This is a genomic window from Exiguobacterium sp. EF_C8 (assembly GCF_054956715.1).
This window is the reverse complement of sequence record NZ_CM143264.1, coordinates 257,799-270,880: the sequence shown is the minus strand read 5'-3', so window position 1 is coordinate 270,880 and position 13,082 is coordinate 257,799. Positions and strand designations below refer to the sequence as shown.

The 13,082-nt window shown below is 47.0% G+C and carries 15 protein-coding genes and 1 riboswitch; of the genes, 7 read left to right on the top strand and 8 right to left on the bottom strand.

Annotation, left to right across the window (positions count from 1 at the left end; translation table 11 throughout):
- Window positions 1-70 precede the first annotated feature (70 nt).
- From ACY2IG_RS01555 to pta, 3 genes are all read right to left on the bottom strand, one after another.
- Window positions 71-1,372 carry a nucleobase:cation symporter-2 family protein gene (locus tag ACY2IG_RS01555; RefSeq protein WP_056064425.1) on the bottom strand — a complete coding sequence of 434 codons (1,302 nt, stop codon included), beginning with the start codon at window positions 1,370-1,372 and terminating at the stop codon, window positions 71-73.
- Window positions 1,369-1,953 carry a xanthine phosphoribosyltransferase gene (locus tag ACY2IG_RS01550; protein WP_035411444.1) on the bottom strand — a complete coding sequence of 195 codons (585 nt, stop codon included), beginning with the start codon at window positions 1,951-1,953 and terminating at the stop codon, window positions 1,369-1,371. Before ACY2IG_RS01550 ends, ACY2IG_RS01555 begins: the two co-directional genes overlap by 4 nt.
- 76 nt (window positions 1,954-2,029) lie before the next feature.
- A riboswitch (purine riboswitch) is annotated at window positions 2,030-2,129 on the bottom strand.
- A gap of 70 nt (window positions 2,130-2,199) precedes the next feature.
- A complete protein-coding gene (gene pta, locus ACY2IG_RS01545) occupies window positions 2,200-3,186 on the bottom strand; it encodes a phosphate acetyltransferase (protein WP_056064431.1) in 987 nt (328 codons plus the stop codon).
- A gap of 344 nt (window positions 3,187-3,530) precedes the next feature.
- Between pta and hemQ the strand changes: the two genes are divergently transcribed.
- Both hemQ and ACY2IG_RS01535 read left to right on the top strand, forming a co-directional pair.
- Window positions 3,531-4,307, top strand: a complete 777-nt coding sequence (gene hemQ / locus ACY2IG_RS01540) for a hydrogen peroxide-dependent heme synthase (protein WP_035411450.1) — start codon at window positions 3,531-3,533, stop codon at window positions 4,305-4,307.
- A gap of 92 nt (window positions 4,308-4,399) precedes the next feature.
- Window positions 4,400-4,549, top strand: coding sequence for a hypothetical protein (locus ACY2IG_RS01535; RefSeq protein ID WP_023466754.1), 150 nt, complete (start codon window positions 4,400-4,402; stop codon window positions 4,547-4,549).
- Window positions 4,550-4,645: 96 nt separating this feature from the next.
- Here ACY2IG_RS01535 and ACY2IG_RS01530 read toward each other — a convergent pair whose 3' ends face one another.
- Window positions 4,646-5,014 (bottom strand): DUF423 domain-containing protein, encoded by a 369-nt coding sequence (locus tag ACY2IG_RS01530; RefSeq protein WP_023466753.1) that lies wholly within the window; start codon window positions 5,012-5,014, stop codon window positions 4,646-4,648.
- Window positions 5,015-5,016: 2 nt separating this feature from the next.
- The gene (locus ACY2IG_RS01525; protein WP_023466752.1) at window positions 5,017-5,622 is read right to left on the bottom strand and encodes a trimeric intracellular cation channel family protein; all 606 of its coding nucleotides are present in this window, start codon (window positions 5,620-5,622) and stop codon (window positions 5,017-5,019) included.
- A gap of 165 nt (window positions 5,623-5,787) precedes the next feature.
- On the opposite strand from ACY2IG_RS01525, the gene ACY2IG_RS01520 reads away from it, so the two are divergent.
- The 4 genes from ACY2IG_RS01520 (at window position 5,788) to ACY2IG_RS01505 (ending at window position 10,220) form a co-directional block, all read left to right on the top strand.
- On the top strand, window positions 5,788-7,416 hold the full coding sequence (locus ACY2IG_RS01520; protein ID WP_462618262.1) for an ABC1 kinase family protein: 1,629 nt from the start codon (window positions 5,788-5,790) through the stop codon (window positions 7,414-7,416).
- Window positions 7,417-7,557: 141 nt separating this feature from the next.
- Complete coding sequence (locus ACY2IG_RS01515; protein WP_197026242.1) at window positions 7,558-8,409, top strand: GRP family sugar transporter; 852 nt, start codon at window positions 7,558-7,560, stop codon at window positions 8,407-8,409.
- An 18-nt stretch (window positions 8,410-8,427) separates the two neighbouring features.
- Window positions 8,428-9,213 carry an SDR family oxidoreductase gene (locus tag ACY2IG_RS01510; protein ID WP_308102239.1) on the top strand — a complete coding sequence of 262 codons (786 nt, stop codon included), beginning with the start codon at window positions 8,428-8,430 and terminating at the stop codon, window positions 9,211-9,213.
- A 32-nt stretch (window positions 9,214-9,245) separates the two neighbouring features.
- On the top strand, window positions 9,246-10,220 hold the full coding sequence (locus ACY2IG_RS01505; RefSeq protein WP_329469811.1) for a cation diffusion facilitator family transporter: 975 nt from the start codon (window positions 9,246-9,248) through the stop codon (window positions 10,218-10,220).
- A gap of 41 nt (window positions 10,221-10,261) precedes the next feature.
- Here the strand turns inward: ACY2IG_RS01505 and ACY2IG_RS01500 are convergent, their stop codons facing one another.
- From ACY2IG_RS01500 to ACY2IG_RS01490, 3 genes are all read right to left on the bottom strand, one after another.
- Window positions 10,262-10,972, bottom strand: a complete 711-nt coding sequence (locus ACY2IG_RS01500; RefSeq protein WP_214856257.1) for a thermonuclease family protein — start codon at window positions 10,970-10,972, stop codon at window positions 10,262-10,264.
- A 75-nt stretch (window positions 10,973-11,047) separates the two neighbouring features.
- The gene (locus ACY2IG_RS01495; RefSeq protein ID WP_035411468.1) at window positions 11,048-11,698 is read right to left on the bottom strand and encodes an SDR family NAD(P)-dependent oxidoreductase; all 651 of its coding nucleotides are present in this window, start codon (window positions 11,696-11,698) and stop codon (window positions 11,048-11,050) included.
- 60 nt (window positions 11,699-11,758) lie between these two features.
- Window positions 11,759-12,025: a DUF5327 family protein gene (locus ACY2IG_RS01490; RefSeq protein WP_035411472.1), complete on the bottom strand. Its 267-nt coding sequence runs from the start codon at window positions 12,023-12,025 to the stop codon at window positions 11,759-11,761.
- A gap of 57 nt (window positions 12,026-12,082) precedes the next feature.
- Between ACY2IG_RS01490 and ACY2IG_RS01485 the strand changes: the two genes are divergently transcribed.
- Window positions 12,083-13,051 carry a Gfo/Idh/MocA family oxidoreductase gene (locus ACY2IG_RS01485; RefSeq protein ID WP_035411475.1) on the top strand — a complete coding sequence of 323 codons (969 nt, stop codon included), beginning with the start codon at window positions 12,083-12,085 and terminating at the stop codon, window positions 13,049-13,051.
- The last annotated feature ends 31 nt before the right edge of the window (window positions 13,052-13,082 follow it).

Below are 13,082 nucleotides of genomic sequence, written 5' to 3'. Positions count from 1 at the left end.
GCAGTATAAAAAAGGAACTACCTGCTACTATGTAGTATACAGGATAGCTCCTTTCGGAAAGTTACAATTGTTATTCAACTTTAGCAAGTGGCACATCTGCTGTTTCGGACTTCCCGGTCAATCGGAAGATCCCGTTCAATAGCAATGCTGTTAGTGAACCAGCGACGATCGGGCTATCCGTCAAAACGCGAATTTGTGACGGGAGACCTGCTACGATTTCAGGATTCATGCTAATCCCTAGACCAATCCCGAGCGCGAGTGCCACCGTGATGACGTGCTCGTTCTTCGAAAAATCGACCCGTGATAGGATACGGATCCCGCTTGCTGCGACCGTTCCAAACATGATCAACATCGCTCCACCAAGAACAGGTTTTGGAATCAATGTCGTAAACGTCGCCACTTTTGGTAAGAAACCGAGCAAGATCAAAAATCCACCCGCAAATAAAATGACTTTGCGTGTCTTTACGCCAGTCAACTGAACTAGACCGACGTTTTGGCTATAGGTCGTGTAAGGGAAACTATTGAAGATACCACCAACGATCGTCGCGACACCCTCTGCTCGGTAACCACGCGCTAGATCCTTATCCGTCAAACGACGGTCCGTAATTTCACCAAGTGTCAAGAACACACCTGTCGATTCAACCATCGAGACGAGACCAACGAGCGTCATTGTCAAGATGGCAGTTGCATTGAATGTCGGTACACCGAAGTAAAATGGTGTCACCATTTGGAACCATGATGCTTCTGCCACCGGACTGAAGTCGATCATTCCCATGCCAAATGCAACGAGTGTACTGATCATCACAGCAATTAAGACAGCTGCCGCTTTTGAGAAGACCGTGCCGTAGCGATTCAAGATTAAAATCAAGACGATCGTTAATCCGGCGAGTCCGAGGTAACGTAAGTCACCAAAGTCTTTCGCTCCCTGTCCGCCTCCGATATCGTTGATCGCAGCCGGAATTAAGGAAATCCCGATGATCGTCACGACGGAACCAAGGACAACCGGTGGGAACAGGACCGCGATCTTACTAAACCAGCCTGAAATGACAAGAATGATCAGCCCACTGGCAATCAAAGCACCGTAAATCGCTGTAATGCCTTGAAGACTTCCAATCGCAATCATTGGACCGACTGCTGTAAAGGTACAACCAAGTACGACGGGAAGACCAACACCTGTGTATTTCGTGACGAGTACTTGTAATAAGGTCGCAACGCCACACATGAAGAGATCAATCGCCACTAAATAAGCAAGTTCTTCTCCTGACAATCCGATCGCACTCCCGACGATCAGTGGAACAACAGCTGCTCCCGTGTACATCGCAAGCACATGCTGAAGTCCGAGACTGGCTGCTTTGAAGTTTGATAGTCTCATACGGTCACCGAGTCGACGAATGTCGCTTTTCCGTCCTTCAATGACTCGACACGCGCGAGTGACTCGACACGGAATCCAGCTTCGATCAGTTTTTGACGTCCCGGTTGGAACGACTTTTCAATGACGATTCCAAATCCAGCGACTTCTGCCCCTGCCTGTTCAACGAGACGAGCGAGACCAAATGCTGCTTCTCCGTTTGCGAGGAAGTCATCAATGATCAGAACACGTTCACCCGGTTGCAGGTATTTCTCTGCGACCGTGATTGTATTCGTCTGTTGTTTCGTAAATGAGAAAACTTCAGCTGAAATCGTTCCTTCGTTCAATGTGACCGATTTCGTCTTACGAGCATAGACCATTGGTACGCCAAGACGAAGTGCTGTCATCATTGCCGGGGCAATACCTCCCGCTTCGATTGTCAAAATCCGCGTGATGCCAGCATCTTGAAAGCGTTCCATGAACTCATAGGCGATTTCCCACATCAACGTCGGATCAACCTGATGATTTAAAAAAGCATCCACTTTCAATACTTGATCCGATAAGACGATTCCCTCTTGATTAATCATGTCGTGTAGACGTTTCATACATGCATTCTCCTCTTTAAAAAACGAAAAAACGTACAGCCGCTACCCGGGGGCAGCCACTGTACGCCAAAAAAGAGAGCAGTAACTCACCACCCGTAGTCGGATCGTTACGGCGATCCGGTAGAGACTCGTGGGCCAATTCCCACTATTATACGAGCGTTGCTATACGTTTACGTTTCGTGATTTTCGTGATGTGTACCATTGTACGGGGTTTAGCGAAAAAGTAAAGACTTTTTCACACTGTGCTTAGGCTTGGCGTTCTTCGACCGCTTGTGCCGCCGTGATGATCGCGAGTTTGTAGACATCTTCTTCGTTACAACCGCGTGAAAGATCGTTGACCGGTTTGTTCAAACCTTGAAGGATCGGACCGATTGCTTCGAAGCCACCAAGACGTTGTGCGATTTTGTAGCCAATGTTTCCAGCTTCAAGACTTGGAAAGATGAAGACGTTCGCTTGACCCGCGACATCTGATTCTGGTGCTTTTGATTTTGCGACACTTGGAACGAAAGCAGCATCAAATTGAAGTTCGCCATCGATCGCAAGTTCTGGTGCGCGTTCTTTTGCGATACGCGTTGCTTCAACGACACGCTCTGTCTCTGGTGATTTTGCTGAACCTTTTGTTGAGAAGCTGAGCAATGCGACTTTCGGATCGATCCCGAATGTTTTCGCTGTTTTCGCAGATGCGATCGCGTTTTCTGCTAGGTCGTTCGCATCCGGTGCGATGTTGATCGCGCAGTCTGCGAAGACGTATTGCTCATCGTCACGAACCATGATGAAGACGCCAGATGTTTTTTTATAGCCTTCTTGCATTTTGATGATTTGAAGTGCCGGGCGAACTGTATCACCTGTCGCGTGCATCGCACCCGATACGAGACCTTCTGCTTGTCCAGTGTGAACAAGCATTGTACCGAACGTGTTCACATCTTTTAAGATGACAGCACGTGCTTGTTCTTCTGTTGCTTTCCCTTTACGACGCTCAACGAACGATGCGACGAGCTCATCAATGCCAGCGTAAGAAGCAGGATCAATTGTATCAAGTCCAGTTACATCGATGCCGTTCGCTGTTGCTGTTTCTTCAATTTGTGCACGCGGTCCGATGACGACCGGTGTGACAAGACCGTCTTTCTTCAAACGGACAGCTGCGCCGAGAACACGCGCGTCAATTCCTTCTGGGAAGACGATTTTCGGTTGGTGCGCTTTAATCTTTTGTTCTAACATATCGAATAATTGCATGAGTTTCTCTCCTTTTTAGGTAAACACGACGACGTCGATTTGATCCATTTTCTTTTCCACCGTTTATTATACACAGTTCTCAATCGTTGTTAAAACAATTTGCAAAAAAGTTATCTAACAAAAGCACTGAAGCCATATTCATCGACTACTACAGCTTTTTTATAAAATAGTACAGAAGCCGTTTTCGAGAAAAACAGGACCCCCTATCCCTTTTACCCACTCTCTGCTTTTTTCATGTGTTACGATCTCATGGACAAAACCTTTTAAGACGAAGCCTTTTAATAGAATGTGATAAGATAGGATATGGAAAAAGACAATTTATTTCAGACTCAGGAGGTCATCTCATGCAACACCAAACATCTGAACCGACTGCTACGCAACAAGCCGCTGAAACACTCGACGGCTGGTATACATTACATGATTTTCGCCGGATCGATTGGTCACGCTTAAAACAAGTCGACGCGACAGAGCGCGCGCGCATGATTGAAGAGTTCCAAGCCTTCCTCGCAGAGCTTTCTGGTGTGGAAGAAGCTAAAGACGGAAGCCACGCACTTTATACGATCATTGGTCAAAAAGCAGATCTCGTCTTGATGGTTCTTCGTCCTACGATGGAACAAATCCAAGACGTCGAAGTCAAGATGCAGAAACTCGATCTATATGATTATTTGGTTCCAACATATTCTTATGTCTCTGTCGTCGAACTTGGTACGTACCGTGGTTCAGGCGAAGGAAACCCATACGAGAATCCATATGTGCGTGACCGCCTCTATCCGATCCTGCCACAAGCGAAGCACATCTGCTTCTATCCAATGAGCAAGTCACGTCGCGATGGCGATAACTGGTATACACTCTCAATGGAGAAACGAAAAGAGCTCATGTATCGTCACGGTATGATCGGTCGGAGTTACGCTGGGAAGATTCAGCAAATCATCGGTGGATCAACTGGATTTGACGATTGGGAATGGGGCGTTACGCTCTTCTCAGATGACATTCTTCAGTTCAAGAAAATCGTCTACGAAATGCGTTTTGATGAAGTCAGCGCGAAATATGGCGAGTTCGGTGAATTCTTCATCGGTAACCGTCTCGAAAGTGAACAATTAAATACTCATTTTGCACTTTAATGTGTTGAATGACGTTTGATTGAAATATCTCATGGGAATATACTCCTTGCGGCTATAAAACAGTAAGTTGAATGACGTAAGGAGGAATTACCATGGGGAATGCTATGAACCGATCGACACGATCGCGTGAATTGCAATTCGCTGTGCTTTCAAAAGAGCTGAAACCGGTTGCAGATCGTGTACTGGATCGCTATGAGCAAGCATTATCGAAGCTAAACAAAACACAAACCACAAAGCGGTGAATCCGTTTTGATACCTACGCCTACTCTATCATGAGTAGGCGTTTTTCATATGAAAAAGACCGTCTTTCTCCATGACTGAAGAAACACGGTCCGTTCTCATAATCCTTTATAGGCACCAATTGCGACAAAGATCCACGCCGCGATGAACAAGACGCCACCGATCGGTGTGATGGCACCCAGTTTCGTTACATTCGTCAATGCCATGACGTACAGACTACCTGAGAAGAAGACGATTCCGGCGAGCATCAGCCATGCAGCCAATGACCATTGTGGGATCGATGCCTTTAATAAGAGTCCTCCGAGTGCTAGGATGCCGAGCGAGTGTACCATCTGGTAAAGTACGCCTGTCTGCCAGTTCGCGAGCATCCGCTCCGTCAACATATCTTTTAAGGCGTGTGCACCGAATGCACCTAGTGCGACCGATAGCATCATCGAGATCGCGCCAATCATAATGAATACTTTCATAGTTATTCTCCCCCTAACCGTCGTGCTGGTAAATTCCATTCATAATAATACGATAGCATACGTAAAACGGTGATGAGTCCGAGCAATGTGAACAAATGTAGAGGATTCGTCAATTGGAAGCGATCAATCACGAGTGCTGCCATGACAGCCCACATCGCATAGATCTCTTTATGCAAGACGAGTGGTTTCCGACCAGCGAGTAAATCGCGAATCACTCCGCCACCAACACCGGTCAGTACAGCCGCTGAAATCGTCGCTGACAACGGCAGTCCTTTTGCTGTCGCCATCAGGGCACCTTGAATCGCAAACGCAGACAATCCGAGCGCATCCGCGAGGACACCCCAACGTGTCCAGTGCGGCAAGAATAACTGGGGTAACATGAAAATCAACAACGCAACGAGAATCGCGACTAAAAAGAGACCACCTTGCGACCAGAGAGCAGATACTGGTACACCAATCAATAGATTACGAATGGCACCACCACCAAATGCTGTGATCAAAGCAAGTAACCAAACGCCGAATAAATCATATTTTTCTTCCATCGCGACGATCGCACCACTCATCGCAAAAGCGACCGTGCCGATGATATTCAATAAGTCCCAGGACATGCGCACATTTCACCTTTCTACAAAGAAATTCCAATACTTACTATACTCTCTTTTTAGTTTCCGTAAAGCATTAATTTTCTGTCACCGTTTCGACCGTTTGCGAGTGACGTTTTTAGGTAAAGTAACCTATACTGAAACAAACTGTACAGGAAGCTAGGTGACCGTATGAAACGTTGGGCGCTTTATCGCATCGTCGTCATCGTGACGATGTTCGCACGTTACATCTTTACGATCTATCGATTCACCCGGAAAAACCGGCCAGGTACGAACAATGAAGAGTTTGAGCGCATCATGATCCGAATTGCGCGTGACTATAAGAAAAAAGCATTACGGTTAGAAGGATTATTGATCAAGCTCGGTCAGTTCTTATCGATTCGAGCCGATCTGTTTCCTCCGTCCGTCTTGATGGAACTGACCGAACTGGTCGATAAAGTTCCTTCAAGTAAACTTGGAGAGTCACGAAAGATCATCGAAGAGGATTGGGGTATGCCGATCGAAGAAATCATCTCGGATATCAGTTCACGTCCTGTCGCTTCTGCCTCGATTGGTGAGGTGTACAGCGGAACCTTAAAATCAAACTGTAAAAAAGTCGCGATCAAAGTACAGCGACCAAATATCGAACAAATCATCAAAACCGATTTCCGTGCCATGCGTATCGTCATTGCCATGTTGCGCCGAACGTCGTTAAACAAATCGACTGATTTGCAAAGCTTATATCGCCAAATGGTCTTCGTAATCGGTGATGAATTGAATTACCGGACCGAATTAAAAAACGGTCTCTACTTTAAAAAGATGTATGAGACGAACCCTGTCATTTATATCCCGAGCTATTATGAAGAACATTGTACAAATCGGGTGCTTGTTATGGAATGGATTGAAGGAACACGCATCACGGATCTGGATTATCTAGCCGAACATCAGATTGACCGTGAAGAACTAGCACGTAATTTATTTTTGAACGCTGGAGAACAATTATTGTTCGGCGGGAAATTCCACGCCGATCCGCACCCAGGCAATGTCCTCGTCCAGTCCGATGGCAAAATCGTCTTGCTTGATTTTGGGATGATCGGAGCGACGACGCCCGATGATATGCGAGCGATCCAGCGGATTCTTCAGTCCTTCGTCACATTGGATTATGATGCGATCGTCGATGGTCTAGAAGATCTACGATTCTTGTTGCCGAATGCGAATAAGCAAAATATCCGACAAGCGATTGAAAAAGCAGTCACGTTCTATCTCGAAAGTGATATGGAAAACGTGGATACAAAACTGATCGAGAAGGTCTTATCCGATATCGAATTGCTCGTCCGAAATGAACCGATCCAGCTTCCTGCTGAGTTTGCTTTCTTTGGACGTGCCGCATCAACGATTCTTGGAATCCTTCAGATTCTTTCACCGCAAATCAACCTGCTGGAACTCGCTAAACCAATGGTTCGACGCTGGCTCGATGACGAAGGGAAAAATCAAAACCGTTACCTACAGATTGCTGGTTCTTACGGCGCGCGATTGCTCGCCTTCCCGCGTCTTGTTAACGATGCCTTAAGCGAACCGACACGTTGGCGGATCATGGAGCAACAAAAGTTCTCTCGTGTTGCGAACATCGAGTCACTCAAAATCCGACAGTGGACGAGTTCGCTCGTCGGGATCATCAGCCTGCCTTTTAGTTATCTCGGCTATTATTTTACGCAGTACGACGTCATGGGCATTTCCTTGACGATCGCTGTCATCGCTTTATGGAACGGTCGTCGGATCGGACGACAAATCGTCCGGATCGCCGATGAACCATTCCGTTAAATAACACATGAGCAGACGTCCACCTCGGTGGACGTTTTTTATTTCAGAATAATTCATCTTCGCACCATAAGGTTTTTCCTATCGCCTTGCGGGGTACAGCTTCAAGTAGAGAGATAATAGTAAGGAGAGGTGAAACACTTGATTGATATTCTAATTGCCATCGTTCCCGCATTGATGTGGGGATCGTTGCCGCTTGTCGTTTCGAAAATCGGAGGTTCAACGGCGCAACAAATCATCGGTACGACTCTGGGTGCGTTACTTTTCGCGATCGTCACCTTCTTTTTTGTCAGCCCAGAGATGTCGACGACCGCTTGGGTTGCCGGATTCTTTTCTGGTGCCTTTTGGGCACTTGGTCAAAAAAATCAATTTGCCGCATTTCGTCAAATGGGTGTCTCAAAAACGATGCCAATTTCAACAGGGATGCAACTCGTCGGAACATCGTTGTTCGGTGTTCTTGCTTTTGGCGAGTGGTCAACGACAACTGCCTTGATTCTCGGAATCAGTGCGCTTGTATTGATCATTGCCGGAGCAGCTTTCACGTCTTATAAGGAAGATAAGAGTAAAGAAGATGAGAATATCGGCAAAGGATTGACGCTCCTCCTCATCTCGACTGTCGGATATGTCGGATATGTCGTCATCGCCCGCTGGTTCGATATTAATGGCTGGGAAGCCGTATTACCGCAAGCGATCGGGATGGTCGTTAGCGCAATTCTTCTTTCTTTACGAGAAGGAGACCTCTTCACAAAGAAAACAGCTGGCAATACCATCGGCGGACTCATGTGGGCTGTCGGGAACGTCGCTTTACTGTTTGCTACGGCAAAAGTCGGGGTCGCAACAAGCTTCTCCCTTTCTCAAACAGGTGTCGTCATCTCAACCATCGGTGGCGTCCTCTTACTGAAAGAAACGAAAACGAAGAAAGAGATGACCTTCGTCATCATCGGTTGTATTTTAGTCGTTGCTGGTGGAATCATGATTGGATTTACGAAACAATAAATGAAGGAGTGAAGCATCATGTATGAAAGTTTAAAAGGAAAAGTTGCCATCGTAACAGGTGGATCAATGGGAATCGGTGAAGCAATCATTCGCCGTTATGCAGAAGAAGGCATGCGTGTCGTCATTAACTATCGCAGTCACCCGGAAGAAGCAAAAAAAATTGCCGAATCGATTCAAGATAAGGGTGGCGAAGCTATTACGATCCAAGGAGATGTCTCGAAGGAAGACGACATGATCAACCTTGTGAAAGAGACTGTCGATCGCTTTGGTCAATTAGACGTTTTCGTCAATAATGCGGGAATCGAGATGCCGTCAGCCTCCCATGAGATGTCGCTCGAAGACTGGCAAAAAGTCATTGATGTCAACTTGACAGGAGCTTTCCTCGGGGCACGAGAAGCACTGAAGTACTTCGTCGAACATGATGTCAAAGGTAGTATCATCAATCTGTCGAGTGTGCATGAAATCATTCCATGGCCGACATTCGTCCACTACGCCGCGAGTAAAGGTGGCGTCAAATTGATGACACAAACCCTTGCGATGGAGTATGCACCGAAAGGAATCCGGGTTAATGCAATTGGACCTGGTGCAATCAATACGCCGATCAACGCTGAAAAATTCGAAGATCCAGAACAACGCAAAGAAGTCGAGAGTATGATTCCAATGGGCAACATCGGGAAACCAGAAGAGATTTCTGCCGTTGCTGCATGGCTTGCGTCGGATGAAGCAAGTTATGTTACAGGGATCACGCTCTTTGCGGACGGCGGCATGACACTTTATCCTTCTTTCCAAGCAGGACGCGGTTAACCTATTTTGAGTAGACAAGGAGAGGACCGCTCATGACCACTTTTTTCTCATTGATCCGTCGCGGAAATAAGTCAGCCCTTGCTGCCGCCATCGTCAATACGATCATTGCCGCGATCAAGTTCGTCGCCTATATCTTAACTGGGAATGTAGCGATGTTCGCTGAAATGATGCATACGATCGGTGACGCAGCGAACCAGTTCTTCGTCTACATCGGTTCTGCTCTCAGTAAAAAAGCACCAACGAAACGGTTTCCGAACGGTTTTGGTCGGCTCGTTAATCTCGTCTTACTTGCTGCAATCATTGTCGTCGCTCTCCTTGCTTACGAGACGATTCGGGAAGGCATCTTGCATATCACGCACGGTCCTGGAGAAAAGACAAGTGGTTTGTGGATCATCCTGACGGCACTTAGCATTGGTGTTGTACTGGAAGTCGGGGTGTTCTATAAAGCGATGAAAGAAATCGCGCATGAGACGGGACTCAAATCGAGCGGACTGACACTTGTTGGTCAAAGCTTCGCCCATCTTGGACAAGCCAAACCGGCGACACGTCTTGTCTTCATGGAAGATCTTGTCGCAACTCTTGGTGGCGTCATCGCCATTATCGCTGTCCTGATTTCGCATTATACATCGTTTTATCAAGCAGAAGGCATTGCATCCATCTTGATTGGACTCATGATGTTTTATGTCGTCTACAACGTCTTTATTCAAAATGCTGCCGGTGCGCTCGGTGAGGTTGATGAAGTACTGACAGCCAAAATCGGTGAAATCTTGTTACGTGATGAAGCGGTTCGGGACATCGAAAAACTTGAAGTCATCAAGGAAGGAGATCACTTCCATGTCGAAACGGAGATTGAAGTTGATCCCAACTTGACAATTGCGCAAGCGGACGACATTAAAGATCGACTCGAATTGCAAATTCGCATCCTTAAAGGAATCACCGATGTCACGATCTCCTTTGATGAAGATGATAACGTACAGCAGTATCAACCACCGCCACCACCTGTATGATAGATAAAAGCCATCGCTAGCGATGGCTTTTTTTGCGTTTATCAGCGTGTTGCTCGGACGAATCCGGCTTCTTGTGCTTCTTTCTCCGTACAGAACCGTTGCTCCGGCTTCACTTCATTGTAAGACTGACCACCCGGGACATGGTAAATTTTTTTACCTGACCGATTGATATTACCTTTGATATCGCAGGATTTCGTTTCTGTAATCGCTTGAACATTGAATCCGCGATTCGTGACGTAGCCATCGTGCTTCCAGATTTTCTTCTTTGCCTGCTTGGCTTCCTGTTCGATCTGTTCAAACACATCGACATAACGTGTGTCTGGTTCATAGACGAACGCCACACGCGCAAGACCTTTTCGGAGTAACTCTTGATTCAACATTTTATCGCCGTACCAGACATATGCGAGCAGTCGTCCGTATCGGTCAGCCCGGGAATGATCACGCTCTAACCGAATAGCTGTCCCGCTCGGTAATGTCTCTTTTGTAAACGCTGAAGCTTCCGTTCCATAAGGTTGAACCGGCGTATCCGGTTTAACAGTTTCCGGTGTATCGACGAGCAACAAACGAACATCCTCCGTTTTCCCGTCTGCTAGCCTCACTTTTAATGTATCCCCATCGATGACGCGTTGCACCGTCGCTTTCGTAATCTTTTCATCGTCTGGTTGCTTGATGCCAAGCAGATCGGTTTCTTCTGGTGCACAACCGATGAGGACGAATAAAAAAAGTAGACTTATGAATACAGATCGTCTCATTTCTATTTCTCTCCTTTCCATGAAAATACGGATTCGGTCAATGTCCGAACCCGCATACGTCACCTTGTTCATAAGTTAGTCTGCTGATAGAACTGTCTCTACTTCGTTACGGTTTGTATAGAGTGTATAGAACGCTTCCGCTACGTTTTTCGGATCAAGTGCCGTTCCACGCTTCACTTCTCCGGCAATCGTGACGGTTCCGACGTAGACACCGTCTTCCTTCAACGTATCATGGAGCATGTGCGTCACTTGACGAACGCCTGCCTTGCCAATCGAAAGCCCTGGTAACGATTTGATTGCTTGCATCGCAGCGCCACCTCCTGTAATCAGGATGGCGCCGTCTTTTCGTTCCTGCATCGAAGGAGCAACGAGTTGTGCGGCATGCAGTGCACCGAGAACATCGATCTCGAACTCTTTCGTAATCTGTTCTGCCGAGACTTCAAGGACAGATGCTTGATGTAAAATCGAAGCATTATAGACTAAGACATCGATTTGTCCATACTGCTCCTCTGTCCATTCGATGAGTGATGCGATATCGGCTTTTCGAGAAGCATCACATTCTACCCCCACCGCCTCTACACCTTCTTCTTTTAGTTCCGTGATGACGGCTGCAAGCGTTTCTTGTGTCCGCGCCGCACAAACGACTTGAAACCCTTCTTGCCCGAATCGTTTACTGATTTCATATCCGTTTCCTGGTCCTGCTCCAATGACGATGACTGTTTTCATGACGTATCTCCCTTTCTCATTTTAACTGTGATGGTTATTCCCTGAATTGCGTCATTTCATTCAAAAATCGAGCAATGAAGTGCCTTTTTCTTCTTTTTCCTGCGAAACACCCATGAAACGCGCTAACATCGGATCGACCGCTGGGGTTGCCTGAGGCGTTGACGTAGGAAGCGATATTGTCGAACTCGACGTCGAATCGGATTCGAGCAGTAGTTCACAGTAAACCTTCATCGCTGCAATCTGTTCTTTCTGCGCAGCTCCTGTTGTTTGGTCAATACGTTGCATCGCTTGGCGCATCTTTTCGATGATGTGTTGCTCGGTAATCATCTTGTATTCCTCCTTATGGTAGATTGAGGGTATGAACTTGAAAAGGATGTGTTTTCTATGATTCGTACCGCATTAGTTGGTTTTGGTCTTGCCGGTGAACATTTGCATGCGCCTTATTTACACGCACCTGATTATCAGTTGGTCGCTGTTCAGTCGAGTCGCCCGGAAGCGGTCGCTGCGTACGACGCGACGCTCCCTGTCTATCCGACACTTGAAGCATTACTTGAAGCGGAACAAATCGATTTAGTCGTCATCGCGACGGCAAATGATCTGCATTATCCACTCGCGCGTCTCGCCTTGCTCTCGGGCTGTGATGTACTTGTCGAGAAACCGTTCACCGTCACGCTCGAAGAAGCCGAAACGTTGACAGAACTAGCACGGACATACGGTCGGTTACTGACAGTTTATCATAATCGGCGGTACACGAAGGACTTTCGGACGCTGATGACCTTATTGAAATCTGGACGACTCGGTACGCTCCAGACGTTCGAAGCGCATTATGACCGTTACCGTCCCGATGTGCAGGAGCGTTGGCGCGAACAGGACGTTCCTGGTGCCGGACTATTGTACGACCTTGGTTCACACTTGATCGATCAAGCACTCGTCGCCTTCGATGAAATTCCAGACCGTGTCTTTTGTGATCAAACGATTCAACGACAAGATGGGATCGTTGATGACTATACACATCTAATTTTAGCCTTTGGCACGCGACGCGCTATTTTGCATATCGGTTCCATCGTTCCAGCTGTTGGTCCCTCCCTGATGGTGCACGGAACACAGGCGAGTTACTTCGTTGATGAAGTCGATACAAAACGGACGACCTATCAATTGGCTGAAGCAAATGGACCTCTGCAAGACTTCCCTTTTGTTTCCGGTCATTTTGGGGATTATTATACGGATCTCGCTCCAGCCATCCGTAAGCGAACCACACCACCTGTCTCTGCGAAACAGGCTGAACTCGTCATGAAAATCATTGATCGTGCTCAAAAGAGTGCAAAAGTGGGTACATGGATAGAAGTAGACTAACTATCCATTTCAGACGAACAGGGGGAAGACA